This window comes from Iamia sp. (assembly GCF_035575815.1).
In the GTDB taxonomy this organism is placed as follows: Bacteria; Actinomycetota; Acidimicrobiia; order Acidimicrobiales; family Iamiaceae; genus Iamia.
Genome location: NZ_DATLXO010000024.1, coordinates 1 through 24,885 on the forward strand (window position 1 = coordinate 1; position 24,885 = coordinate 24,885).

25 protein-coding genes and 1 pseudogene are annotated in these 24,885 nt (G+C 72.4%); 9 read left to right on the plus strand and 17 right to left on the minus strand.

Annotation, left to right across the window (positions count from 1 at the left end; genetic code table 11):
- From VNL12_RS01875 to VNL12_RS01895, 5 genes and pseudogenes are all read right to left on the minus strand, one after another.
- Positions 1-274 (minus strand): annotated as a pseudogene (locus tag VNL12_RS01875) (acetyl-CoA acetyltransferase); the annotation flags it as partial.
- A 41-nt stretch (positions 275-315) separates the two neighbouring features.
- Positions 316-1,767, minus strand: coding sequence for an OB-fold domain-containing protein (locus VNL12_RS01880; protein WP_325591036.1), 1,452 nt, complete (start codon positions 1,765-1,767; stop codon positions 316-318).
- 106 nt (positions 1,768-1,873) lie between these two features.
- On the minus strand, positions 1,874-2,515 hold the full coding sequence (locus VNL12_RS01885; RefSeq protein WP_325591037.1) for a class I SAM-dependent methyltransferase: 642 nt from the start codon (positions 2,513-2,515) through the stop codon (positions 1,874-1,876).
- A gap of 214 nt (positions 2,516-2,729) precedes the next feature.
- Positions 2,730-3,701: a M56 family metallopeptidase gene (locus VNL12_RS01890; protein ID WP_325591039.1), complete on the minus strand. Its 972-nt coding sequence runs from the start codon at positions 3,699-3,701 to the stop codon at positions 2,730-2,732.
- The gene (locus VNL12_RS01895; protein WP_325591040.1) at positions 3,698-4,075 is read right to left on the minus strand and encodes a BlaI/MecI/CopY family transcriptional regulator; all 378 of its coding nucleotides are present in this window, start codon (positions 4,073-4,075) and stop codon (positions 3,698-3,700) included. The genes VNL12_RS01890 and VNL12_RS01895 overlap by 4 nt, the downstream gene beginning before the upstream one ends.
- A gap of 92 nt (positions 4,076-4,167) precedes the next feature.
- On the opposite strand from VNL12_RS01895, the gene VNL12_RS01900 reads away from it, so the two are divergent.
- Complete coding sequence (locus VNL12_RS01900) at positions 4,168-5,409, plus strand: CoA transferase (protein ID WP_325591042.1); 1,242 nt, start codon at positions 4,168-4,170, stop codon at positions 5,407-5,409.
- Positions 5,410-5,560: 151 nt separating this feature from the next.
- Here VNL12_RS01900 and VNL12_RS01905 read toward each other — a convergent pair whose 3' ends face one another.
- The 3 genes from VNL12_RS01905 to VNL12_RS01915 all read right to left on the minus strand — a co-directional run bounded on the left by VNL12_RS01905 (position 5,561) and on the right by VNL12_RS01915 (position 8,011).
- Positions 5,561-6,214: a class I SAM-dependent methyltransferase gene (locus tag VNL12_RS01905; protein ID WP_325591044.1), complete on the minus strand. Its 654-nt coding sequence runs from the start codon at positions 6,212-6,214 to the stop codon at positions 5,561-5,563.
- A gap of 148 nt (positions 6,215-6,362) precedes the next feature.
- On the minus strand, positions 6,363-6,821 hold the full coding sequence (locus VNL12_RS01910) for an HIT family protein (RefSeq protein WP_414654837.1): 459 nt from the start codon (positions 6,819-6,821) through the stop codon (positions 6,363-6,365).
- The gene (locus VNL12_RS01915; protein ID WP_325591048.1) at positions 6,818-8,011 is read right to left on the minus strand and encodes an aminotransferase class V-fold PLP-dependent enzyme; all 1,194 of its coding nucleotides are present in this window, start codon (positions 8,009-8,011) and stop codon (positions 6,818-6,820) included. Before VNL12_RS01915 ends, VNL12_RS01910 begins: the two co-directional genes overlap by 4 nt.
- A gap of 305 nt (positions 8,012-8,316) precedes the next feature.
- Here VNL12_RS01915 and VNL12_RS01920 point away from each other — a divergent pair, with 305 nt between their 5' ends.
- The 6 genes from VNL12_RS01920 (at position 8,317) to VNL12_RS01945 (ending at position 14,412) form a co-directional block, all read left to right on the plus strand.
- Entirely contained in the window at positions 8,317-9,633 is a 1,317-nt protein-coding gene (locus VNL12_RS01920; RefSeq protein WP_325591049.1) for a PhoH family protein, read from the plus strand.
- Between the two features lie 113 nt (positions 9,634-9,746).
- Entirely contained in the window at positions 9,747-10,064 is a 318-nt protein-coding gene (locus VNL12_RS01925; protein WP_325591050.1) for a WhiB family transcriptional regulator, read from the plus strand.
- An 85-nt stretch (positions 10,065-10,149) separates the two neighbouring features.
- Positions 10,150-10,782: a ribonuclease H-like domain-containing protein gene (locus tag VNL12_RS01930; protein ID WP_325591052.1), complete on the plus strand. Its 633-nt coding sequence runs from the start codon at positions 10,150-10,152 to the stop codon at positions 10,780-10,782.
- A gap of 157 nt (positions 10,783-10,939) precedes the next feature.
- On the plus strand, positions 10,940-11,848 hold the full coding sequence (locus VNL12_RS01935) for a hypothetical protein (RefSeq protein ID WP_325591053.1): 909 nt from the start codon (positions 10,940-10,942) through the stop codon (positions 11,846-11,848).
- Positions 11,849-11,859: 11 nt separating this feature from the next.
- Positions 11,860-13,410, plus strand: a complete 1,551-nt coding sequence (locus VNL12_RS01940) for a protein kinase domain-containing protein (protein ID WP_325591055.1) — start codon at positions 11,860-11,862, stop codon at positions 13,408-13,410.
- Positions 13,411-13,482: 72 nt separating this feature from the next.
- Complete coding sequence (locus tag VNL12_RS01945; protein WP_325591057.1) at positions 13,483-14,412, plus strand: hypothetical protein; 930 nt, start codon at positions 13,483-13,485, stop codon at positions 14,410-14,412.
- A gap of 12 nt (positions 14,413-14,424) precedes the next feature.
- Here the strand turns inward: VNL12_RS01945 and VNL12_RS01950 are convergent, their stop codons facing one another.
- The 5 genes from VNL12_RS01950 to VNL12_RS01970 form a co-directional block, all read right to left on the minus strand.
- Positions 14,425-14,838: a hypothetical protein gene (locus VNL12_RS01950; RefSeq protein WP_325591059.1), complete on the minus strand. Its 414-nt coding sequence runs from the start codon at positions 14,836-14,838 to the stop codon at positions 14,425-14,427.
- A gap of 321 nt (positions 14,839-15,159) precedes the next feature.
- The gene (gene bioB / locus VNL12_RS01955; RefSeq protein ID WP_325591061.1) at positions 15,160-16,239 is read right to left on the minus strand and encodes a biotin synthase BioB; all 1,080 of its coding nucleotides are present in this window, start codon (positions 16,237-16,239) and stop codon (positions 15,160-15,162) included.
- 51 nt (positions 16,240-16,290) lie between these two features.
- Entirely contained in the window at positions 16,291-17,382 is a 1,092-nt protein-coding gene (locus tag VNL12_RS01960) for a Fic family protein (RefSeq protein ID WP_325591062.1), read from the minus strand.
- Between the two features lie 26 nt (positions 17,383-17,408).
- Positions 17,409-17,648 (minus strand): hypothetical protein, encoded by a 240-nt coding sequence (locus VNL12_RS01965; protein ID WP_325591064.1) that lies wholly within the window; start codon positions 17,646-17,648, stop codon positions 17,409-17,411.
- Between the two features lie 60 nt (positions 17,649-17,708).
- Positions 17,709-18,755 carry an LLM class F420-dependent oxidoreductase gene (locus tag VNL12_RS01970; RefSeq protein WP_325591066.1) on the minus strand — a complete coding sequence of 349 codons (1,047 nt, stop codon included), beginning with the start codon at positions 18,753-18,755 and terminating at the stop codon, positions 17,709-17,711.
- Positions 18,756-18,888: 133 nt separating this feature from the next.
- Here VNL12_RS01970 and VNL12_RS01975 point away from each other — a divergent pair, with 133 nt between their 5' ends.
- Both VNL12_RS01975 and VNL12_RS01980 read left to right on the plus strand, forming a co-directional pair.
- Entirely contained in the window at positions 18,889-19,941 is a 1,053-nt protein-coding gene (locus VNL12_RS01975; protein WP_325591068.1) for a Rieske 2Fe-2S domain-containing protein, read from the plus strand.
- Between the two features lie 206 nt (positions 19,942-20,147).
- Positions 20,148-20,987 (plus strand): alpha/beta hydrolase, encoded by an 840-nt coding sequence (locus tag VNL12_RS01980; protein ID WP_325591070.1) that lies wholly within the window; start codon positions 20,148-20,150, stop codon positions 20,985-20,987.
- 52 nt (positions 20,988-21,039) lie between these two features.
- On the opposite strand, the gene VNL12_RS01985 is transcribed toward VNL12_RS01980, so the two are convergent.
- The 4 genes from VNL12_RS01985 to VNL12_RS02000 all read right to left on the minus strand — a co-directional run bounded on the left by VNL12_RS01985 (position 21,040) and on the right by VNL12_RS02000 (position 24,842).
- Entirely contained in the window at positions 21,040-21,585 is a 546-nt protein-coding gene (locus tag VNL12_RS01985) for an SAM-dependent methyltransferase (protein ID WP_325591072.1), read from the minus strand.
- An 86-nt stretch (positions 21,586-21,671) separates the two neighbouring features.
- Complete coding sequence (locus VNL12_RS01990; RefSeq protein ID WP_325591073.1) at positions 21,672-22,448, minus strand: glucose 1-dehydrogenase; 777 nt, start codon at positions 22,446-22,448, stop codon at positions 21,672-21,674.
- A gap of 94 nt (positions 22,449-22,542) precedes the next feature.
- Entirely contained in the window at positions 22,543-23,712 is a 1,170-nt protein-coding gene (locus VNL12_RS01995) for a thiolase domain-containing protein (RefSeq protein WP_325591074.1), read from the minus strand.
- A complete protein-coding gene (locus tag VNL12_RS02000) occupies positions 23,712-24,842 on the minus strand; it encodes a thiolase domain-containing protein (RefSeq protein ID WP_325591076.1) in 1,131 nt (376 codons plus the stop codon). The genes VNL12_RS01995 and VNL12_RS02000 overlap by 1 nt, the downstream gene beginning before the upstream one ends.
- Positions 24,843-24,885: the final 43 nt, after the last annotated feature.

The window sequence follows — 24,885 nt, forward strand, 5'->3', positions numbered from 1 at the left end:
GGGCCTCGGACCCGGTGGCGCACATGTTCTCGACCCGGGTCACCGGCGCGCCCTCGAGCTGCAGGGCCCGGGCCAGCACGATGCCGCTCATCCCCGATTGGGCCGTGCCCAGCCACCAGGCATCGGCGTCGGCCCGTGCGATGCCGGCACCGGTGAGGGCCTCGGTGGTGGCCTCGACGAGCAAGTCGTCGACGCCGCGGTCGAAGTGCTCGGCGAAGGCGGTGCACCCCATGCCGACGATGGCGACCCGGTCGCGTATCCCGTGTGATGCCATTGGTGGTGGTGGTCGACCTTCCTCGAAGACGGTGGGCGGGCTCAGCCGGCGGCGGCCGAGGCCGCGGTGGTGACCGAGCCGTCGGCGGCGCGCTGGGGCCGGGCCTTCCAGAAGTAGTTGGCGATGCCGTCCGCGGTGAAGAGGCGCCGGAAGGTCATCTCGACCCGGGTGCCGATGGCGACCTCGTCCGCGTCGCAGTCGGTGAGCTCGATCGGCAGGCGGCCGCCGCCGTCGAAGTCGACCCCCGCGAAGACGATGGGCGGGCTGGGCGAGTACGCGAGGCGGTCGATGGTGGAGGTGACCACGGTGCCGGCGACCTCCGCCATGGGCCGGGCCTCCATGTCGTCGATGGCCCCGCCCCCCATGGCGACCCGGGCCGGGGGCATGTGCACGCTCCCCGAGGTGCGGTCCTCCGAGGCGACGATGCCGAACTTCCAGTCCGCGGTCCGGGCCGCCGCCGATGCGGAGGGTCGGGCGGGTTCGGGCCGCCGCGGTGGCTCGGTGGGCAGCAGGCCCCGCCACCGCAGGTAGGTGGGGTACGCCACGTCGCGGCCGGCGGCGACCTGCTCGGCCACCGGGCGGGCGCTCTGGTGGTCGGCGACCGCCGCGGTGGCCCGGAACAGCAGCACGTCGGCCCCGTCGGCCAGAGACAGCAGGGCGATGACCTCACCCGGCGCGGCCGCCTCGAGCGCGGCGACGAGCAGCAGCAGCGGCTGGGTGGCGCCCGGGTTGCCGACGGTCGTGCTGAGGTCGTCGGCCACCACGTCGGCGGCCAGACCCAGCCGGCGGACCGTGCTGCGAGCGGCGCGGGCGTGGGGGCTGGCCACGATCACCCGGTCGACGTCGGCGGCGGCGAGGCCGGCGTCGTCGAGGGCGGCGGTGACCGCGGCCAGGCCGAGGGGGACGTAGCGGGTCTCGCCGAAGCGTTCCTCCCACTGCCGGGTGCGGGCGTCGCCGGGGGCGCGCCACCGGTCGAGGAACTCCTCGGTGCGCGCTGCAGCGCCGATCAGCTCGGCGAGCACGGGGGCTCCGTCGGCCGCGTCGCCCACCAGCAGCGCGGCGCCACCGTCGCCGGCGGCGGCCTCGTCGGGGCTGCCGGGCAGGCCGGGGCGCACGTCGCCGGCCACCACGAGGGTCGGGCCCCCACCGGCGAGGGCGGCGCGGAGGGCGGCGACCGACGAGCGGGCCGCGCCGGCGAAGTCGGCCGCCGCGCACGAGCCGGGCAGGCGGAGCGCGGCGTGTATCGCGGTGGCGTTGGTCTTGTCCGCGTAGGTGGGGGTGGTCGTCGAGAACCAGAGTGCGGTGGGCGCCGGCCCCCGGTGACCCCGGAGCGTGGCGCGAGCCGCCTCGACGGCGAGGGTGGTGGCGTCCTCGTCGAAGCCGGCGACGCTGCGGGTGCCCTTGCCCCCGCCCCCGCCGGCCACCGCCGCGATCGTCGAGCGGTCGAGGCGGCGGTGGGGCAGGTGGGCGCCGAGAGCGAGGATGCCGCGCATGGTCGAGATCCTACGGTCGGATCTGACGGGGAGTCAGATCTCCGGCTGACGAGGCCCTGCTCTGTCACCACCGTCGGTCGGCGACAAGAGTCCAGGGTCGTGACGTTCAGCTCCGAGGCGCGCGGGCTGTGCCGAGGATCTTTGGGGCCGCGGCCGTGGATAGCCGGTTCGGCGCGAAGCGGAACCGTCGGATGGAGGTGATCTCGAAGCCGGCCCTACTGATCGCGTCGCCGGTGTCGCGGGTGACGTGGCAGCCGCCTGCGACGTGAGGGTGGACGATGTCGACCCTCCGTTGAAAGCGGGCGAAGCGGGAGCCGGGGTCGACGACGTGCTCGTAGAAGCGGAGCTCGCCGCCGGGGCGCACGACCCGGCGGACCTCGCGCAGCGCCGCGTCCTGGTCCGCAACCGAGCACAGCACCAGCGAGCACACGGCCGCGTCGCAGCTCTTGCCGTCCAGGGGCAGGCTGGCGGCCGTGCCATCCACGACGGTGACCTTCACGATGACCCGGGTGGCGGCCGCTTCGGCGAGTTGGCGCAGGTGTGGCTCGGGCTCGACGGCCACGACCTCGGTGACGGCATCCGGGTAGTGACCGAAGTTGAGGCCGTTCCCGGCCCCGACCTCAACGACCCGTCCGCCAAGACCGGCCAACAGCTCTTCTCGGTGCTCGGCGCCGCCCTTCGCTTCGGCTGCGCCGCTGATGCGGGCGTAGATGCGGGCGAAGATCGGATGTCGGACCCGCTCGCTCATCGGGACCTCACCTCAGCGGGCTCCTCCTGGGCTGACCCTGCTGCCGACCCGCCGTGGCTCGACCCCCTGGATGTACCGCGGCGCAGGCCGAGCGCGGCAAGCCCCATGCCCCCGATGCACATCAGCCCGCACAGCAAGATCGGTAGCAACGCCAGACTGAACAGCCACTCCATGATCGGACCTCCCGGTCAACCTACTACGTGATGGTAGTAGACTACGACGAGCTTGTCGTTGTCAAGCCCATGCGGTCGAGGCGCCGCCACGCCACGATGATCAGCAACACCCACCCGGCGGTGCACGCAAGGCCCCCGGCGATCGCGCCACCGAGGTCAGCGACGGACAGCGAATGGTCGGCGCCCGCCGCCCCTGACAGGCCGCTCTGGAGAGTCAGCGCAGTGACGATCCCGCCCAGGACCGCGAGCACCAGAGCCGAGATGGCGACTGCGGTGCCCGGCAGAGTGGGAAGGCTGGGTTCGGTCCCGCGTTCGAGCTGATCGACTCGCACGGCGAGCATGTCCGGCCGGGCCATCGCGGCCGCGGTGTCGAGCTCGTCCCAGTCCGGGCCGGCCACGACCTTGAACAGTGCGCCGGCCACGGCCGATCGACCGAGATCTCGCAACGATCGACGGTCCGCCGCCAGCTCTCGACCAGCGAGGTAGCGGGCGACGAGGTGGGAGACTGCGGGCAGGAAGAAGCACGTGCGTGCCGCAGCGCGAGCCGCCACCAGCTTCAGTGGGTCGCGGGCGTGGACGTGGTAACGCTCGTGCACAACCACCGCTTCGAGCTCGTCAGCGGAGAGGCGCTCGATCAGCCCTCGGCTCACTGCGACACGCGGCTCCCCGAACCCAAACGTGAAGGCGAAGGGCTCGTCGTGATCCACGACCTCGACACCGAGCGGCGTGCCGAGGGGCGGTATGGCCCGGTTGCGATCCACGTGGTCGATGAGGCGACGCGTCGCCGCCACCTGCCGCGTCACCGAGCTCGCGCCGGCGGCGGCCCCGATGAGCAGCAGCGCCAGCATCGCCACGGCCGGCAGCAACACCCCGCGCCGCAGCGTGTCGAAGCCGTCCTCGGCGACACGGCCGACGACGTAAGCACCGAGGCCGCAGCCGCCCAGGAGAACCATGCCGTAGGGCGCGGCCGCCGTCGCCATCACCAGCGCGAAGCTGCGGTTCGCGGTGTTCAACCGTCGTCCTCCCCCATCAGGCGGCGAAGCCGCCGGTACAGCTTCGGGTCGGCCCGGGCCTGCTCCACGAAGTGGGCCAGGGCCGCCTCGCCGTAGTCGCGCACCACCTCCCGCACCGCCATCCCCGCCTCGTCGCCGGCCACCGGCGAGTAGACAAACCCACGCCCGGCCTGGGCGCGAACAAGGACGCCCTTGCCAGTCAACCGAGTGAGTACCGTCATGACCGTCGTATAGGCGAGCGGCGACCGGCGGCCATCGTTCAGCGTTTCAAGGACATGGCGGACCGACCGCGGCCCGTCCGCGGCCCACAGCATCTCCATCACCTCAGCCTCCAGCGAACCGAGGCGCCGCCGCTGTTCAACTCGGTCAGCCACAGCCCAAGCCTCGCCTACGACGAGCGCGTAGGACAACCTGTTCGCTGAGCTGGGGCCCGAGGCGACCATTCGCCGACGCCTACGATCCGGGCATGCGCCTCGGTGACGTCGTCGACCCCGACGACCTGGCCCACGGGAAGCCCCTCGACGGGGTGCGGGTCCTCGCCCTCGAACAGATGCAGGCGCTTCCCTGGGCGACCCAGCTGCTCACCCGGCTCGGCGCCGAGGTGGTGAAGGTCGAGGCCATCGGCACCGGTGATCAGGGTCGGGGATCGCTCCCGGCCATGACCGCCCCCGACGGGCGCCCGGTGGGCGCAACGTTCCTGCGCACCAACCTGAACAAGCGCAGCATCTGCGTCGACCTGAAGACCGACCGGGGGCGCCGTCTCGTGCTCGACCTGGCGCCCCGCTTCGACGTGGTCGCCGAGAACCTCCGCGCCGGGGCCCTGGACCGCCTCGGCCTCTCCTACGCCGACGTCGCGGCCGTGCACCCCGCCGTCGTCTACCTGTCGGTGAGCGGCTTCGGCCACTCCGGTTCCCCCTACGGCGACATGCCCGCGTTCGCGCCGATCGTCGAGGCCATGTCGGGGATCTACGAGATGAAGCGCACCGGGGACCAGCCACCCGTCGTGGCACCGGTCGGTGCGCTGGGCGACATCGGCACCGCCCTGTTCGGGGTCATCGGCGTGCTGGCCGGGCTGCGCCACCGCGACCAGACCGGACGGGGCACCCACGTCGATGTGGCCATGCTCGACGCCATGGTGTCGATGACCGACATCGTCACCAACCTCTGGTCGATGGGTCTGCGGGGCGGCGACGTGGGCCCGCTGCTGATGCATGGCTTCCGGGCCTCCGACGGGTGGTTCGTCGTGCAGGTCGGTCGCGAGCACCAGTTCGCCCGGCTGGTCGAGGCCGTGGGCCACCCCGAGTGGGCCCATGACTCCCGCTTCGCCACCCGCCAGGGCTGGCTCGACCACCTCGAGACCGTGCTGCGCCCGGCCATCGAAGGGTGGGCGGCGGGGATGACCTCGATGGAGGCCAGCCGGGCCCTCGGCGCGGTCGGGGTGGCATCGGGGCCGTGCCTCTCCGACGAGCAGGTGGTGGCCGACCCGCACCTCGCGGTCCGCGACATGCTCGTTCAGGTGCCCCGCACCGACGGGGTCGACCAGCCCGTCCTCGTGCCGGGCAACCCGGTGAAGATGAGCGGCGTCGCCCAGGGCCCCGAGACCCGGGTCCCGTGGCTGGGCGAGCACACCGACGCCGTGCTGGCCGAGGAGCTGGGCCTCAACGCGGATTCCCTCCGCACCCTGCGCGCCGACGGCATCGTCGCCTGATGGGAGTCTGACCTCTCGCCTGGCTCCGTACTGGTAGGGGGATCGGTCGCCCTGGCGACCACGACGTGTACCAGTTCGCCCGGGGTCGCGTACTGGTAGGGGGATCGGTCGCCCTGGCGACCACGACGTCTACCAGTTCGCCGTGGTTCGGTCAGGCGGGGGCGAGGGCGTGGCCGCGGATCATGGGGCGGATGAACGGCGGTGCCTTGCGGGCGCTCTCGCGGGCGAGGGCCTCGACCGTGAAGCCGGCGTCCTCGATGGCCACCCGGGTGTCCCGGGTCAGCCGGCACCCCCCGGCGATGTGGGGCCAGACGTGGTCGAGCCGGCGTTGCCACCGCAGTCGGTCGGGGCGGCCCTCGGCGGCCACGTGCTCGAGGAACACGAGTCGGCCGCCGGGGCGCAGGACCCGTCGGACCTCGGTCAGCACGGCGCCGGGGTCGGGCACCGAGCAGAGCACGAGCGTCGTGACCACGGCGTCGGCCTCGTCGTCGCCCAGCGGGAGCGACGACGCCGAGGCCCGTTGGGCCGTGACCTCGATCTCCGAGCGCACCTGGTCGAGCCGGGGCCGGAGCTGGGCGAGCATCCCGGGCTCGGGCTCGGTGAGGATCAGGCGCTCGACCGCGGCGGGGTAGTGCGCCAGGTTGGCCCCGGTGCCGGCGCCGATCTCCACCACGGTGCCCGCCAGCTCGGCGAGCAGCTCCGCCCTCCAGATCTGGAGGCCGGCCTCCTCCATGGGCGCCAGGAGGGGGTCGTAGAACCGGGCGAAGAGCGCGTCACACAGGGCCATGAGGGTCCAGTGGACCACGTCGGGCCGGATCCTGCCGAGCCGCGGCCCGGGTCGACCACGCCGAACCGCCGGTGGGTGCCACCGGTCACGGGCGCTGCGCTGGTGGCCCCTTCGACGAGCGGCCACGGTGAGAGGGCTCGCAGCGATGTCATGCGCCCTCCGGTGCTCAGCCGTCCGCCGGCTCCCTCTCGAGCGCGGCCCGGATGCGAGTCGCGATCGCGGCCATCTCCTCGTCGTCGGCGTATGTGGTGCGGGGCCAGAAGAAGCCGCGCAGCCCGTCGCCCTTGGTGCGGGGCACGACGTGGACGTGCAGGTGCGCAACGCTCTGGCTAACGCGATTGTTGATGGCCACGAACGAGCCCTCGCTGCCGAGCTCGGTCTCCATGACGCCGGCGAGGAGCCGGGCCCGGGCGAAGAGAGGCCCCACCAGGTCGGGCGGCAGGTCGGTGAGCGTCTCGTGGTGCACCTTCGGCACCAGCAGCGTGTGGCCCACGAACAACGGTCGACGGTCGAGGAACCCCAGGAAGCCGTCGTCATTCAGGACCACGGCCGCCGGTCCCTCACCGGCCACGAGGGCGCAGAAGACACACGGCGACGACCGCCCGGTCCGCGCCGCCACCGCTATCGCGACCGGGGGGTTCGGATAGCGGCGGCGAGCGAGGCGAGCAGCCGGTCGACGTCCCCGTCATCGTTGAAGCGGTGGGCCGAGATCCGCACGGATGGGCCCCGCACGCTGACGTGGACCTGGGCATCTGCGAGGTGTGCGGCCAGGGTCGGGGCGTCGAGGCCGGTGCCCGCCAGGTGCAGGCCGATCAGGTGCGACGATCGCTGCTCGGGCGGGGCCACGCCGAGGCCCAGCGCGGTCGCCCCCTCCGCGATGCGGTCCGTGAGCCGACGGGCGTGCAGAGCGGTGGCCGCCGGGCCCCACCCGCTGACCAGTCGGAGCGAGGCCAGGGCGACCGGCATCTGGGTGTGCTGGGCCGACTCGCCGGCGTCGTAGCGGCGGGCCCCGGCCCGGTAGCCATCGGCGAGCGCGGTGAGCGACGTGAAGTCCTCGGCTCCGGCCCGGTTGGTCCAGCCGTGGTCGATGGGCAGCCCGTCGCGCCAGCGGGGCGCGAACCATGCGAAACCGAGCGAGTAGGGCCCGAGCAGCCACTTGTAGGTGGCCCCGGCGACGACGTCGGGCTGCACCGCGGCGGCGTCGAAGGGCACGGCACCCAGCGACTGGCAGACGTCCACCGCCAGGGCGGCACCGACCGATCGTGTCGCCCGGCCGACGGCAACGAGGTCGATGGGGCGACCATCGGTCCAATGGCACGGAGGGGCGGCCACGAGCGCGACGCGGTCACCGAGCCGGTAGATCTCGGCGACGAGGGCGTCCGTGAAGCCCCCCTCGCCGGTCACCGGGGCCCGCACCACCGCGGCCCCGACCCTCTCGGCGGCCACGACCCACGGGATGAGGTTGGAGGGGAACTCCTCGGCCGGGACCACCACGACCTGCCCCCGCTCGATCGCCAGCATGGAGGCGAAGGTCGACAGCCCGTAGCTCACCGACGGGGTGATGGCCACGCCGTCGGCGTCCGCACCGAGCAGGTCGGCCACGAGGCCCCGGTACGTCTCGCCGGGGGCGAAGAAGTCATCGGCCACGACCGTCCAGGGGTGGGCCTTGCGGTCGAGCGCCATCCACCCGGCCTCGACCGCGGCCAGGGGCAGCGGCCCCATGTACGCCGTGTTCAGGTAGGCGACGTCGCGGGGCAGGGAGAACAGCGACCGGACGTCCTCGTCGAGGGTGTCGTCGACGCGAGGACCGGGCACCCCCGGATCATGCCATCGCCGATCGGCGTCACCCACCGGGCATCGGGCCGGTCAGGCTCACGGCGCGCGCCCTTCGCAGCCCGAACCGGGGCGTCGGACCACGATCCGGCATCGCCGGCGTGAGCGGCGAGTGACGGGCGCGTGAACGCCACGGCCCATCCCTGCCGTGCCGGTCCCGGGGGTGTGAGATGGGCCCCAGTGCGTCATCGTCCCCCGGTCCCGTTCCCGGCACCGCCGCCGAACGGTGCGGCCGGAACCGTCGATGACCTGCGCCGATCCCACCCACCCACGTCCCGGGAGCTTCCGTGCCCGAAACCACGCTGTCCTCATCGCGCCCCCGCACCTACGTGCTCGACACCTCGGTGCTCCTCGCCGACCCGGGCAGCCTCGGCCGCTTCGACGAGCACGAGGTCGTCCTGCCCATCGTGGTGCTCACCGAGCTGGAGGCCAAGCGCAACCACCCCGAGCTCGGCTGGGCGGCCCGCGAGGCCCTCCGGGTGCTGGAGCGACTGCGGATCGAGCACGGGACGCTCACGGCCGAGCTGCCGGTCAACGCGGCCGGTGGCACCCTGCGGGTCGAGCTGAACCACCAGGACACCCGGGACCTGCCCGCAGCGCTCACGACCGACGACAACGACCACCGCATCCTGGCCGTGGCTCACAACCTGGCCGCCGAGGGCACCGACGTGGTGGTGGTCACCAAGGACCTCCCCCTGCGGCTCAAGGCCAGCATCGTCGGCCTCGACGCCGATGAGTACCGCAACGAGCAGAGCCGGGACACGGGCTGGAGCGGCTTCGCCGAGCTCGACGTGGAGACGGCGGACATCGACGAGCTGTTCGAGGAGCGCACCGTCGACTTGGCCGCGGCGCGGGACCTGCCCTGCCACGCCGGCGTGGCGTTGCACAACGGCTCGCAGTCCGCCCTCGGCCGGGTGTACGCCGACAAGCGGGTGCACCTCATCACTGGCGAGCGGTCGCTGTTCGACGTGCGGGGCCGCAGCGCCGAGCAGCGCGTGGCCATCGACATCCTGGCCGATCCCGAGGTCGGCATCGTGAGCCTCGGAGGCCGGGCCGGCACGGGCAAGAGCGTGCTCGCCCTCGCCGCCGGGCTCGACGCCGTGCTGGAGAGGGGCACCCACTCCCGGGTGATGGTCTTCCGCCCGCTCTACGCGGTCGGTGGTCAGGATCTCGGCTTCCTGCCCGGTGACCGCGACGAGAAGATGGGCCCCTGGGGCGCAGCGGTGCTCGATGCGCTCCACGCCCTCGCCGGGCGCGAGGTGGTCGAGGAGGTCCTCGCCCGCGACCTGCTCGAGGTGCTGCCCCTCACCCACATCCGGGGGCGCAGCCTCACCGACGCCTTCGTGGTGATCGACGAGGCCCAGAACCTCGAGCGCGGCGTGCTGCTCACCGCCCTGTCCCGCCTCGGCGAGGGCAGCCGGGTCGTCTTGACCCACGACGTGGGCCAGCGCGACAACCTGCGGGTGGGCCGCCACGACGGCATCACCTCGGTCATCGAGGCCCTCACCGGACACCCGCTCTTCGCCCACGTGACCCTGGCCCGCGCCGAGCGCAGCCCGGTGGCCGCGCTCGTCACCCGCGTCCTCGAAGGGGCGCCCGACTGAGCGGCCGCCATCTCTCATCAAGATCGGAAGTATCCCTACAATCTGTCCTAGAGCACGAGATGTCCCCGGGTGCCCGGCGTAGCCTGGCACTCGACACCGACAGGGGATCCTCCATGAGCCTCATCACGCGGGACAGCCTCACCGACCTGGAGACCGCCCTCGCCCGTCCCTCGTGGATGGACGAGGCGATCTGTCGGGGCCACACCCAGCTCTTCTTCGCACCCCACGCCGAACGCCCGCCGGCCCGTCTGCGGCGCGAGGCCGCCGCCCGCCAGGTGTGCATGCGGTGCCCGGTGCGCCTCGAGTGCCGGGACCACGCCCGGGAGAACCTCGAGTACGGCCTGTGGGGCGGCGAGAGCGAGGGGGAGCGGGCCGATGCCGGCTACGTCGTGGCCGCTCCCATCGGTGGCCGCATCGCCCACGCCGTCTGAGCGGAAGGAGCGGAACCCACACCGTTCGGCCCCGGCGCCCGGCATCCACCACCGGGCGGAGCCCACTTCGTAGCCTGTCCCCTCGATGACACGCCGTCCCATCGTCTATGGGCTCGACATCGAGACCGACACCCGTGACGACGGCCTCGACCCCCGGGTGGCGCCGGTGCTCACCGTGGCCCTGTCTCTCGGCAGCCACGACGAGATCTTCAGCGGCCGGGAGTCGACCTTGCTCTTCGATCTGGCCAGCAGGCTCCGGTCGCTGCCCGCCGGCGTGCTGGCCACCTGGAACGGGGCCGCGTTCGACCTGCCGTTCCTGGCCCATCGCGCCGCCCGTCACCAGATCGACCTCGGTCTGCGGCTCTGCCACGACCCGTCCATCAAGTCGCCGCACCCGCCCCTCCCCGGGCTTCGCGGTGCATACCGGGGGGCGTGGTTCCGCCATTCCCACCTCGACGCCTACCGCATGTACAAAGGTGACGTGGGACCGGTGCTGCGGGTGTCGTGCTCGCTCAAGTCCATCGCGCGGCTGGTCGGTCTCGCCCCGATCGAGGTCGACCGCACCCGGATCCACGACCTCTCGCGCGAGGCGCTGCACGCGTACGCGTCGTCCGACGCCCGGCTGGCCCGGGTGCTCACCGAGCGGCGCATGCCCGGAGCCGCCCGCTTCATCGACCGGCTCGACCCCCTCGCCGACGACACCACCGCCATCGCCTGACTGCCGGCGCGCGGCGCGGTCTCCGCCGGACCCAGTCGCGGCGTAGATCACATCTCACTGTCGCGCGGGGTGGGCATGATGGGGGCCTGAGGGTCGCGGCCGCCCTCACCCCTCGGGCCCACCGACCGCCGGAACCGTCACCTCCGGAGGTCGTCCCATGCCCCACCCCACCTGTCTCGTCCCCCCCGTCGCCGGGCCCCGTCCCGGCGAGCTGATCGAGCTGCTCGCTGAGCAGCTGGCCACTGCGCATCGCCGCACCGGCGGCGGGCGCTCTGTCGTCCGGGCCCGCTCCGGCACCGACGGCGTCGAGCTGGCGCTGCGTTCCCTGCCTCACGGGGTCCACCCGGCCGATGTGCTGATCGGACAGGTCGTGCCCCGCCGGTGGACCGTCGTCGGTGTCGTGGCCACCGCCACCGCCCACCACCTCGACGACCAGAGCCTCACACCGGCCGCCCTGGTGGTGCTCGTCGACCGCGACGGTCACATCGCGCACCGCGTGGAGGCCGGCGACGGGGCCGAGCTGGTGCCCGCCGGCGGGGTCCCGCCGAGCGGGCGGCTCGTCGACCTGCTGCTGCGATCCCTCGGGTGCCCGACCGCCGCCCCCGATGTGTCGCCGCGCCAGTTCTGGGCGGCGTTGTGGCTCGACGCCGTGGTGGCCGAGGTCGCTCCGGGCCCCGACACGCCCCGGACGGCCGACGAGCTCCTCGCGCTCCACCCGCTCATAGGCGGCGGACTCACGGCCGAGGTCGTCGACGCCCTCGGCGAGCGGCCTGACCTGTCCAACGGCCCGGGCTGGCGCGCCCTGCGGGAGCTGGCCGCCACCAACACCCCGGCGCGGACGCCGGCCGAGGCCGCCCTTCGCGACGCGCTGGGCCCCATCGTTCCGCCTGACCTGGCGGCGTGGATGGACGACGGCGCCTTCGCCCGCTGGCTCATCGGCGCCCTCCCCCCGCTGAACGACCTCCTCGCCATGACCGACTCCCTCCTGGCGCCGGAGGTCGCCCACGCAGTGCGAACCGCCATCGCGCCGCCGGTGGCGCCCAAGGATCGCGACAGGGGTCGGTAGCCTCCCTCGCGATGGCCGGCGAAGACCTCGTGCACATACCGGGCTACGACGACTTCGTCGAGATCGGTCGGGGCGGGTTCGCCGTCGTCTATCGGGCCCGCCAGACCCGCCTCCGACGTCTCGTGGCGGTCAAGGTCCTGAACGGCGGCGACCCGAGCCCTGCCGCCCTGGCCCGCTTCGAGCACGAGTGCGCCGCCATCGGCGCCCTCTCGGGCCATCGCAACGTCGTGGCCGTCCACGACGCCGGCACCACCGACGACGGGCGCCCTTACCTCGCCATGGAGTACCTGCCGGGGGGCTCCCTCGCCGAGCGCCTGACCCGGGGGCCGCTGCCCGTGGGTGAGGCGCTCTCGATCGGGGCCCAGCTGGCCGATGCGCTCTCCGCCGCTCATGCGGCCGAGGTCCTCCACCGCGACGTCAAGCCCGAGAACGTCCTGCTGGGCGACGACGGCACGCCCAAGCTGGCCGACTTCGGCATCGCGGTGGTCGCTGGCGCCCACCAGACCGCCACCGGCGTGGTCATCGGCACCGTGCTGCACTCGGCCCCCGAGGTCCTCTCGGGTGAGCGGGCCACGGTGTCGGCCGACGTCTACTCGCTGGCCTCCACCGTCTTCACCCTCATCCACGGGACAGCCGCCTTCGCCGGAGCTCACGACGAGGGCGTGGCCCCGATCATGTACCGGGTCGTGCACGCCCCGGTCCCGGACCTGCGGCCGATCGGCGTGCCCGGCCCGGCGGCGTCGCTGCTCGAGACCGCCATGGCCAAGGACCCCACCGAGCGGTTCCGCAGCACCGCCGCGTTCCGCCGGGCGATCGAGGGGACCGCCGAGGTGCTCGGCTCGAGCGTGGCGGCCCCGGCGGCGATCCCCCCCGGTGCGCCCACCCAGCCACCGTCAGCCGCGCGTCCTCCCGACCGATCCCGACCCCGAGGCCGGGCCGGCCTTGCTCTGGGACTCATCGCCGCCGTGCTGATCCTCGCCGCCGCCATCGGCGGCGCCGTGGTGCTGCTGGGCGACGACGACGACGCGGCCACCGACCGCAGCACCACGACCTCGTCGCCGAGCGGGGGGTCCTCGTCGACGGGCGCGACGGAGTCCTCGACGGCCAGCTCGCCGAGCTCCGGGCCGAGCACCACCGCGCCGAGCTCCAGCTCGACGACGACCAGTACGACGACGCTGCCGCCGGCGGCCACGGTGGCCGACGCGATCGCCCAGGTGGTCGACCGATCCCCCGGTGTCTCGGTCGTCGACGACTCGGGGTTTCGGCTCCGGGGGGCCTCGGTCCTGATCGGCGAGGAATCGAACGGCGGCATGCGGGCCTTCCTGTTCGGCGATGGCCGGCTCCTCGGGACCGACACCCGTGATCCGAGCACAGCCGTGTCGTTGGTGAGCATCTCCGACGACGTCGTCGTGTTGCGCTACGAGCTGTGGGCCGCCGCCGTCGGTCCCCCGGATCCGCCGGCGGGAGCGTCGGAGGTGACCCTCACGTGGGACGGCGGCGATGCCTTCGTGCCCGCCAGCGAGTTTCCGTCGAACGACATCTCCGTCGACGGGCACCGTTGAACACGATCGGGTCGCAGTGGCGTCGGGACACGGTCCCCGATCGACCCGGAGTGCGTCGATAGCCTCGCGGCCATGACCGCGCCGCTCCGACCGCCCACCGCTCGCGTCGGCGCCCCGAGGCGCCCCGTCACCCGCACCCTGCCCCGGGCGGCCCCCGGCGCCCGCGGAACGGCGACGGACCGGGCGCGCCGCCCCGTCCCGACCGCCTCCACCCCCGCTCGTGAGGCGTCCCGGATCCCAGGTGCCGAGGGCCCCCGGCGCCAGCTCGAGCTGGCGCTCACCGACCTGTCAGAGGTCTTCGCCGTCTACCCGTACCGCGCCGCGATGCCGGCGTGCGCCCACTGCGTCAGCGACCGCGACCTCCGGCTGCTCGGCCGTCATCCGGCTCGCATCCCCAGTGCCGTGCTCGACCGCTACGTGGCCAAGTCGATGATCACCTGGGGCGACGCCGTCGACCTGAAGCGCCTCCTGCCCGAGATCCTCACCCGCTTGGGCGACGGACACCTCGGACCTCCCGAGGCGCTCGTCGGAGCCCGTCTGCGCCGAGCGGGCTGGCTCGACTGGCCGGCGGCCGAGGCGCCCGCCGTCCGCCGCACGCTCCGCGCCGCCTGGCTCACCACCCTCGCCGCGGCGCCGGGTGCCGGGCGAGCACCGGTGACCCAGCGCCTCGGCCTCATCGCCAGCGCCGAGGACGACCTCGAGCCCTACCTCGACCTCTGGGAGGACCGGCTCGAGTCACCGGGGGACCCCGAGGCGCGCCTCGCCGCGGTGCTGCACCTCGCTGACCTGCTGGCTCCGCTGGACACCGAAGGTCGCCGTCGGCTCATCCGCGGCTTCCCGCTCGCCCGGCGCGGCGTCGTGGGCCAGCTCGACCGTTGGCTGCGCCAGCCGGTGGTGATCCAGCGCCTCGCCCACGCCGCCGACGCCCTCGACCGCACCCCCCATGGCGACATCGTGGGTCGGGCCCGCCAGGGCCTCACCCGGCTCCGCACCGACGGCTGAGAGGCCGAGCGGCTAGGGGATCTCGTCGCCCCCGGGCCAGAACTCACGCAGGTGAGCGGCGAACTCGGCCCGCGAGCCACCCTCCTCGGCCAGGGCGTCGAGCAGGGCCCCGACGAGGAACCAGTAGAAGGCTGAGGCATCGTCGGGTACGACGGTGACGTCACCGGCCTCGACCCGGACCTCTCGTGCCACCCGGTAGAAGGCGTAGACGAGGTACTCGATCACCTCGGGGTCGGCCGACGTGGCCCAGATCGGATCACCACCGGCGCGAGCCACCTTCGCCCACTGCCCGATGTAGTCCTCGAACGAAGAGGCGGCGTCGGAGGGCACATCGGCGCCCGGGCCCTCGGCGTGGAGCACGTCGCGGGCGAAGCGGGCGAACGCCGCCATGCTCGCAGCCGGCACGGGCCCGACGACAACCTCCACGCCTTCGACCCTACGCGCCGACCGGCGCCGGCGCGCCCCAGATCGATCCTGTGGGCCAGATCCGGTCTCAGACGTCGATCGGGCCCTACAGAGCAGTTGGCGGCACCGCGATCAGATCCGGCCTACGCCGTGTCGCCGGCGGTCACGGGGCCGTGAGCTCGGCAGCGACCCCGATGCCCCGTCGGGGTCACGACCACGGCCAGGCGGGTGCCGCACTCCGGGCAGAACCGGGGCGGGTCGAGAGCGCGACCGCAGCCGCTGCACTCCGTCGACGTTCGGCCACAACCGGTGCAGTGCGGGCCGCTCACGACACGGTCGCGCTCAGAGGGCGGCGCTCAGGGCGCCGATCGGCATGCGCAGGTCGGCGAGCATCTGGAGGTCCTCCGCCGGCGTGCGGCCCAGGGTCGTCAGGTAGTTGCCGACGATCAGGGCGTTGATGCCCGAGGTCATGCCCATGGCCTGGAGCTCGCGCAGGGTGACCTCACGGCCGCCGGCGTAGCGGAGGATCACCGACGGGAGCGCGAGGCGGAAGAGGGCGATCCACCGGATGGCCTCGAGGGGTTCGACCACCTGTCGGTCGCCGAGAGGGGTCCCGGGCCGGGGGTTGAGGAAGTTGAGCGGCACCTCACTGGGGTCGACCGACCGCAGCGCCATGAGCAGCTCGATGCGCTGGTCGACGGTCTCGCCCATGCCGAGCAGCGCGCCGCAGCACAGCTCCATGCCGTTCTCCAGGACGAGGCGGCACGTGTTCAGGCGCTCGTCGTAGGAGTGGGTCGTCACGACCTCCGGGAAGTACGACTCGGCGGTCTCGAGGTTGTGGTTGTAGCGGTGGACGCCCCCCTCGCCCAGGCGCCGGGCCTGGTCCTCGGAGAGGATGCCGGCCGACACGGCCACGTTCAGCCCCGCGTCGGCGCGCACGATGGGCACCAGCTCGAGGATGCGCTGCAGGGTCCGCTCGTCGGGACCGCGGACGGCGAGGACGATGCAGAACTCGCTGGCGCCGAGCGCGGCGGTCTCCCGGGCGGCGGCCAGCACCTCGTCGGTGTCGAGGAACGGGGTGGCCTTGACCGGCGTGTCGAACTGCGAGGACTGGCTGCAGAAGTGGCAGTCCTCGGGGCAGCCGCCGGTCTTGGCCGACAAGATGCCCTCGACCTCGACCTCGGAGCCGCACCAGGCCAGGCGCACCTCGTGGGCCAGCGCCGCGAGGGAGTTCACCGAGGCGTCGGGGACGTGGGCGAGGTCGGTGATCTCGTCCTCGGTGAGGAGCCGGCGCTCGTCGAGCAGGGCGACCTCGCCCGCCCGGATGGCAGTGCGCGCCTCCTGCGGGCTCAGACCGGGTCGGGACGAGGCGGCCGGGCCCGGCTTTCGACCGAGGGCGACGGGCTGCAGCGTGTCGGACATGGCGGCGAGGATACGGCGCCACCCACCGGCGCCCCCAAGCCGCGGCAAGCGTCAGGAGGGGTCCGCCCCCCGGGCCCGGTGCTCGGCCCTCGAGCTCTCCACGACGAGACGCGCTATGTCCGCCAGGCGTCGGCTCGCCGAGGGAGTGATCTCGAGCATCAGCTCGTCGGCTTCGAAGTCCTCGCGAAGCACCAGGTTCCAGCTGTATCCGCCGCCGACGTAGACGAGCACGCAGAAGCGACTCAGCTCGTCAGAACCGCGATCCACCCCGACGGCGAGAGACCGTGCTCCCCTGTCCCACACCCCACTCGCGACGTTCACCATGACCGCCGCCTTGCCCGAGGCGATGGTCACACCGGCGGGCGGATCCGCAAGTGTCATGTACCCGTGCGGGTGCGTCACCGTGGCGTGCGCGTCCGCGCCGACGGCCGTCGAGGCCTCGAACGCGAGGCGCTCGGCGGCACGCTCCGCCGCCCGGTCCTCGGGGTCCTGCTCAGCGGCCTCCCATGGCACCGACAGAACGAGGGTCACCTCTCGGAGCAGGCGCAGGGTCACGGAGGTGACGAGCCCCACGAAGGCCGCCCGGTCGCCGCTATCGGCCTGACCGAGCACGTCGAGGTAGCGGTCGCGGTCGGTCGGCTCGACCCACAACGGGATCGACACCGCCCGCACCAACCACACCGACGCCACCAGCCGGGCAACCCGCCCGTTGCCGTCGGCGAAGGGGTGCACCGCGGTGAGGGCGTGGTGCGCGAACGCGGCCTGCACCACCGCCGGCGCGTCGAGGAACGCCGTCGACCGCATCTCTGTCACCAGGCGGTGCATCTCGTCGGGTACCCGACCGACAGGCGCGTAGGAGTGGAACGACCCGTCGCCGAGCTGGACGTGGTTCGGATCCGACTTGTACGAACCGAGCGCCAGGGCGCGCTCCTGCACACCGATGGCGGTGAGGACGCGATGGGTCCCGTGCCCTGCGCAGGTCACCCGGTGCAGCTCGCGCAGAGCGGCCTCGGTGACCACCTCGTCCCCGGTCGCCAGCTTCTGGGCCATCTCGAACCCCGCCAGCTGCGCCTGGTAGTGGCGGCGGAAGGCAGGCCCCCGCTCGACCTCGGCCTGGTCGAGAGAGATGACGTTCCGGGCCACCGACATGGTGAAGCCGCGGTCGGTCGCTACAGGCCCTCGATCGCCCCGGTGTCGATCGCGGCGGCACGCCGCACCTCGTCGAGGGCGGCCCGGACGGCATCCACCGGTGTCCGGGCCCGTATGTCGGCCAATCGTTCGGCGGCGTTCGTCCACGGGCCGAGCCCGACGGGCTCCGACAACCAGTCCGAGAACGGTGCGAACGGTGTGTAGGCGGCATCCGCGAGCGCCAGCCGTCGCCCGAGGTCGTCGTCGGTGTGCCCGTCCACCGCTCCAGTCTGACCCTTGCGACCCGAGCCGGCGGGCAGAGATGCACCGGGCGAGCAGGTTCAGCCGCGGACGAGGTCGGTGATCTGCTCCATCTGGGCCGGGGGCGCGGCGACCAGCAGCGTCGTGATGCAGGTCTCGCGCCAGCGCTCGAGGTCCTCGCGGATCTTGTCCTCCGGGCCGACGAGGGCCACGTCCTCGACCAGCGCCAAGGGGACAGAGGCGATGGCCTCCTCCTTCTGGCCGCCCAGGAACATGTCCTGGATGCGGGCCACGTCATCGGCGTAGCCCATGCGGCTGAAGAGGTCGGCGTGGAAGTTGACCTCGCGGGCGCCCATGCCGCCGATGTAGAAGCCGAGCGACATGCGGACCTGGTCGGCCGCAGCCTCGACGTCGTCGTCGATCACGATCTGCACCAGGTTGGCGACCTCGAAGTCGTCGGGGCCGCGCCGGGCGCCGGGTCGGGCCCAACCCTCCTCGAGGTTCTCGCGGTAGAGCGGGTCGAGGCCCGGCGACATGAACATGGGCAGCCAGCCATCGGCGATCTCGGCCGCCAGGGCGACGTTCTTGGGGCCCTCGGCACCGAGGTAGACGGGTAGGTCGGCCCGGAGGGGGTGGGTGATCGACTTGAGGGCCTTGCCCAGTCCGGCCGTGTCGTCGCCTCGGCGCGGCAGCTGGAAGTGCTGGCCGTCGAGGGAGACCGGGGCCTCGCGGGCCAGCACCTGGCGCACGATGTCGATGTACTCCCGCGTGCGGGCGAGGGGCTTCGGGTAGGGCTGGCCGTACCAGCCCTCGACGACCTGCGGGCCCGAGGCGCCGAGCCCGAGGATGAACCGCCCCTCGGTGAGGTGGTCGAGGGTCAGGGCGCTCATGGCGGTGGCGACCGGGGTGCGGGCCGCCATCTGGCAGACCGCGGTGCCGAGCTGCACGCGCCGGGTCGCGGCGCCGTACCAGGCCAGCGGGGTGAAGCAGTCCGATCCGTAGGCCTCGGCCGACCAGACGGAGTCGAAGCCCAGCCGCTCGGCCGCGGCGACTCGGTCAGCGACCCCGGTGGGGGGCTGGGCGAACCAGTACCCGAGGACGAGTCCGAGCTTGAGGTCGTTGGCCATGGACATGCACTCCGAGTTTCGGTGGGAGGAGGGGCTGGGAAACGCTCCGGGCGAGCCGTCGGGCGGGGTGCCGACACCCGGCCCCCCTATAGTGGAACACGTTCTAGTTTCTCGGCGCCGGAGTCCAGCTGCGATGAGTCGGTACCCGTTCCCCATCCCCTACGGGTGGTTCCAGGTCTGCACCCCGGAGGAGGTCGCCGGGGCGTCCGCCAAGGCGCTGTTCTACTTCGACCGCCACCTCGTCGCCTGGCGTGACGAGCCGGGCGAGCTCCACGTGATGGACGCCTTCTGCCCCCACCTCGGCGCCCACCTCGGCCACGGTGGCACCGTCGAGGGGTGTGAGATCCAGTGCCCCTTCCACGGCTGGCGCTTCGACGGCGACGGCACCAACGTCGACATCCCGTACTCGTCGCGCACCAACCAGCGGGCCCGGATCCGCACCTACCCGACCCTCGAGGTCAACGGGAAGTCCCTCGTGTGGTTCCACCCCGACCCCGAGGTGGGGCCGCGGTGGGATGTCCCGGCCCTACCCGAGCTCGACAGCGGCGAGTTCGTCGGCCCCGTTCGCACCCGTCACACGGTGATGGCCCATGCCCAGGAGCTGGGTGAGAACGCGGTCGACGCCGCGCACTTCCGCTACGTGCACAACACCGCCGAGGTCCCCGAGATCACCTCCTATGAGACCGACGGACCGATGGCCGACATGCGCTCGGTGCAACGCTTCCCCACCCCCCGCGGCGTCGTGGATGGGAAGATCGAGTCGCTCGGCTACGGCCCCGGCGTGTCGATCGTGCGCTTCAGCGGCATCGTCGACACCCTGCTGGTCACCTCCACGACCCCCATCGACGAGGGCAGCTGCGAGACCCGGTTCGACTTCTACACCCGGTCGCTCGGCGACTCCGAGACCACCTCCAACGTGGCTCAGGCGTTCGTGGCCGAGGTCGACCGCCAGTTCCTCGAGGACATGCCGGTGTGGGAGCACAAGGCTCACCTCACCCGGCCGGCGCTGGCCGACACCGACGGGCCCTTCATGGCCTTCCGCAAGTGGTACCACCAGTTCTACGCCGAGGCCGATGGGCCCGGTGCCGGTGACGAGCGAACCCTCTTCCCGCCGCCCCACTGGCCCGAGAAGATGGCCGAGACGCCCGCCCGGGCCACCGCGTCGGCCCGCCACGGCCGAGGCTGACGGACCGCTCGACCGGTCCGGGTCAGACCCTGATATTGCAGCGGGGTTGGCGAGTGGACGGATCGCCGATCTCGGTGGTGGGGCGAGTGACTTCGGTGCTCACTGATCGGTCACGGCTGGTCCGAGGTCATGGCCTCCAGCTTGATCGATCCGGCTGTCCGCGGCACGCCCGGCAGGCTGAAGAGACCGACCAGTAGCCTCGGCTCGTGCGAGTCGACATCGGCGGCGGTGTGAGGTTGTTCGTCGACATCGACGGACTCGGGCTCGTGCCCGAAGGGCCGACGATGGTGGAGCGGCCGACCGTGCTCTTCCTGCACGGTGGCCCGGGTCTCGACCACTCGCTGTACAAAGCGTCGACGCTTCTGAGTCTCACGGACGTGGCGCAGCTCGTGTTCTACGACCACCGGGGCCAAGGACGCAGTGACATCGGATCGTCGCCGGACTGGACGCTCGACATCTGGGCCGACGACGTCGTGCGTCTCTGCGATGCCCTCGGGATCGACCGGCCGATCGTGTACGGCGCGTCGTTCGGCGGCATGGTCGCGCAGCGGTACATCGCCCGCCATCCCGAGCACCCCGCGAAGGTCGTGCTCGCCTGCACCTCGGCGCGCCTCGATGTCGACACCATCGCAGAAGCGTTCGAGAAGGTCGGCGGAGCCGAGGCGGCATCGGTGGCCCGGCGGTTCTGGGAGAACGATCTCGAAGCGTTCGGCGACTACATCGAGATCTGCATGCCGCTGTACAGCGTCGCCCCGCCCGACCCGGAGGTGATGGGTCGCATGGTGATGAACATCGACGTCCTCCAGCACTTCCAGAACGGCGAGCAGCACACCATGGACCTCCGAGCGGGACTGGCATCGGCTCGATGCCCCGTCCTGGTCCTCGGTGGCGGCCTCGATCCGGTCACGCCGCTGCGCACCAACGAAGAGGTGGCAGCGTCATTGCCGTCGGAGCTCATGCGGTTCGAACACTTCGGTGACCTCAGCCACAGGGAGGTCGGAGGCAACGCCGGCACTGATCTGGTGCGAGCGTTCATCACCGGTTGACTTGCTTGACGAGGACGTGAGGCGGACAGAGGGGAACGGGCCGCCGGGAAGTTCAGCCCCTGTTGGTGGCCATCGGAATCTGCCCGCTCGTGGCCAACACGAGATACATCGTGACCCCTTCGACGACGAAGAGAGCGGGCCGTGATGCGTCGAGTCCATGCTCTAGTAGCGCCTCCGCAGCGCCCTGGGTTGTCAAATCAGCTTCGACATACGTAGGCCCCGGCCCAGGTGCCCGCCGTGCCTTGTCCTGCTGAGTCGCTCCGTGATCCAACTCGAAGAACCGCACGCCGTCGCGGCGGAACCTCCACGCTCGACTGTCATAGCCGGCTCCGATCACCGCGATCTGCTTGATACCGGCGTCGAGCGCCTTGACCACCTGAGCGTCGAACCACAAGACACGCGCCGCAAGGCCCGCCAGAGTCACCGACCGCGCTCGCACCCGGTACGGCCAATGCTGCACGACCCTGAAAATCGCCGCCATGGACGGGGTGAGCATCCCTCGAGCAAAGGGATCGGCAAGCACACCCATGTCCGCCAACACCGCGCGCTCAGCAACCACGCCCTGCGCCGTCCTCGATCGCCTGGCACCGGCCACCACGAAAGCATCGCGCAGCCCCCGCCAGCTCGCATGACCGCCGAGCCCTTACCTCGACAGGAACGGCTTCTGCACCTCGCCTGCGAGCGTCATCCGGTGCCCGGGACCTGGGTGAGGACGGAGGCGTCGCCCGCCAGGTGGCCGCCGTCGACGACGTACTCCGAGCCGGTCACGTAGCCCGCCTCGTCCGAGGCGAGGAAGAGCACGACGGGCGCCACGTCGTCGACCGTGCCCACCCGCTTGATCGGCAGCTTCTGGTAGAAGGTCGCGCTCGAGGCGTCGTTGCCCTCGAAGCGCGTCATCGGCGTGTCGATCCCACCGGGGTGCACGGTGTTCACCCGGATGCCCCGCCGGCCCAGCTCGATGGCGGCCGAGCGCGACAGGCCCCGCAGCGCCCACTTGCTCGTGGAGTAGGCCGAGAGGAAGGGCAGGCCCTCCATGCCGCCGTTGGAGGAGATGTTGACGATCGAGCCGTTGCCCGAGGCGGCCATCGAGCGGGTGACCGACTTGATCCCGAGGAAGGCGCCCATCACGTTGACGTCGAGCACGGTGCGGAAGCGCTCGGTGTCATAGCGGTCGATGGCGTTGAAATCGAGGATGCCGGCGTTGTTCACCAGCGTCGTGATCGGGCCCCACGTGTCGGTGGTCTCGGCCACGACGCGAGTCCAGGCGTCCTCGTCGGTCACGTCGAGGGCCACGGCGCGCGCCGCGTCGCCGATCGCCTCGGCCACGTCCCGGGCCTCGTCGGCCAGCACGTCGGCCACCACGACCTTCGCCCCCTCAGCCGCGAAGAGCCGGGCCTCGGCCTCGCCCTGGCCCCGGGCCGCCCCGGTGATGATGGCCACCTTGCCGTCCAGTCGTCCCATCGTGTCCTGCTCCTCGTGTCGGTGAGCGAAACGGCCACCCTGGTGTGCTCCTGGGGCGCACCAGGGTGGCCGTTCCGGGAGGCTCGGGGGTCGCTCAGGGCCTCTCGGTGCCGACGACCCACATGGCGAAGAACTGCGAACCCCCGCCGTAGGCGTGGCCGACGGCGCGGCGGGCGCCGTCGATCTGGTGCTCGCCGGCCTGGCCCCGCACCTGCAGGGCCGCCTCCGCGAAGCGCAGCATGCCCGACGCGCCGATGGGGTTGGTGCACAGCACGCCACCGGACATGTTCACCGGCAGGTCGCCATCCATGGCCGTGGCGCCGTCCTCGACCATCTTCCAGCCCTCGCCCGGCTCGGCGAAGCCCAGGTTCTCCAGCCACATCGGCTCGAACCAGCTGAACGGCACGTACATCTCGACGCAGTCGACGTCGCGACGGGGGTTGGTGATGCCGGCCTGGCGGTAGACGTCCGCGGCGCACAGGGCACCCCCCAGTGGGAGCACCGTGTCGCGCTCAGCCGAGAGGGTGGGCTCGGAGCGCATCGCCGTGCCCTGGACCCACGCCGGCGGGCGCCCGTCGGCGGCGGCGACATCCGCGACCCGTTCGCTGCCGAGCACGAGCGCGCAGGCCCCGTCGCTCGACGGGCAGGTCTCGGCGTAGCGGATCGGGTCCCACAGCATCATCGACTCCTTGATCGAGTCGAAGCTGATGTCGGGCTCGTGGAGGTGGGCGTAGGGGTTCTTCAGCCCGTTCTGGCGATCCTTGAGCGCCACCAGCATGCCGATGTGATCAGGCGCATGGGCCCGACGGATGTAGCTGCGGATGTGGGGCGCGAAGTAGCCCCCGGCGCCGGCGTGCAGCGGCGGGGTGAAGGGGATCGGCAGGGAGAGGGCCCACATGGCCTCGCTCTCGGACTGCTTCTCGAAGGCCACGGTCAGCACCCGCTCGTGGATGCCGGCCTGGACCAGCTGGCTGGCCACGATGGCGGTGGAGCCGCCCACCGACCCGGCCGTGTGCACCCGGAACATGGGCTTCCCGGTGCAGCCGAGGGCCTCGGCCAGGAACAGCTCGGGCATCATCACCCCCTCGAAGAAGTCGGGGGCCTTGCCGATGACGACGGCGTCGACGTCGGTCCAGGTCATCTGGGCGTCAGCCAGGGCCCGGCCCGCGGCCTCCCGCAGGAGCCCGGCCATGGAGACATCGCCCCGGGTGGCGCGGTGCTCGGTCTGGCCGATGCCGACCACGGCGACCCTCTCCTTGCCCATCAGTCTCCTCCCCCGGCACCATTCCGGCGCGCGTTCGGGTCGTCCTGGCGACCCGAACGCGCGCCAGTACGAGGTGGGTCAGCTTCCAGGACGCACACCAGGTTCTGCTGCAGGCACGGGCCGCTGGTGGCGTGGGCCACCCCCCGCTCGGCCTGGCCGGCGGAGATGCGGTTGGCGACCTCACCGATGCGGATGAGCCCGGCGGTCATCATGGCGTTGGCCGCCAGCGCGCCCCCGGACGGGTTGACGTCGACCTCGGGCCCGAGCCCGAGGGCCTCGCGCAGGATCAGCTCCTGGTGGGAGAACGGGGCGTGGAGCTCGGCCACGTCGATGGTCCCGTCGGCCACGCCGGCCTTCTCGGCCGCGATGCGGGTCGACTCGCTGACGGTGAGGTCGCGGTGGCCGAGGTGGATCGACTCGACGCGGTGGTCGATGCCGCGGATCCACGCCGGGCGCTCGACCCGGTCACGGGCGGCGTCGCCGGCGGCGAGCACGATGGCCGCGGCACCGTCGGTGATGGGGGCGCAGTCGCTCTTGCGCAGCGGGGCGATGTGGTGCTCTTCGGCCAGCAGCTCGGCGTCCGGTCGGTCCCACGCCAGCTGGGCGTTGGGGTTGCCGAGGGCCGCCCTGCGGCTGCGGACGGCGACCTCGCACATCTGCTCCTCGGTGATCTTGCCGGCATCGATCAGCGCGCGGGCCTGCAGGGCGGCGAGGCTCACCGAGTCGGGCCACAGCGGGGCCACGGTGATGGGATCGAGCTGGCGAGTCAGCACCATCGGCAGGTCGCCGGGTGAGGACTTGGCGTAGCTGTAGACGAGCGCGGTGTCGAGCTCGCCCAGCTGCAGCTTTACCCAAGCCTCGTAGAGGGCCCACGCCCCGTCCATCTCGACGTGGCTCTCCTGGATCGGCGGCCACGGGCCGACGCCGTCGAGCGTCGACACGAAGCTGAAGCCGACCCCGGCGAGGTAGTCGGTGGAGCCCGAGCACGTGAACCCGATGTCGTCGATGGTCATGTCGACCTGGCTCAAAGCGGCGTGGATCGCCGGCATGAGCATCTCGACCTCGTTCTGCTCCTTCACCCGGCGCCGGGCCGGGGTCTGGGCCACGCTGATCACCGCCACGTCGCGCATCAGCCCTCTCCTCCCTGGGTGGCGCCGCCCCGGCCGGTGCGGG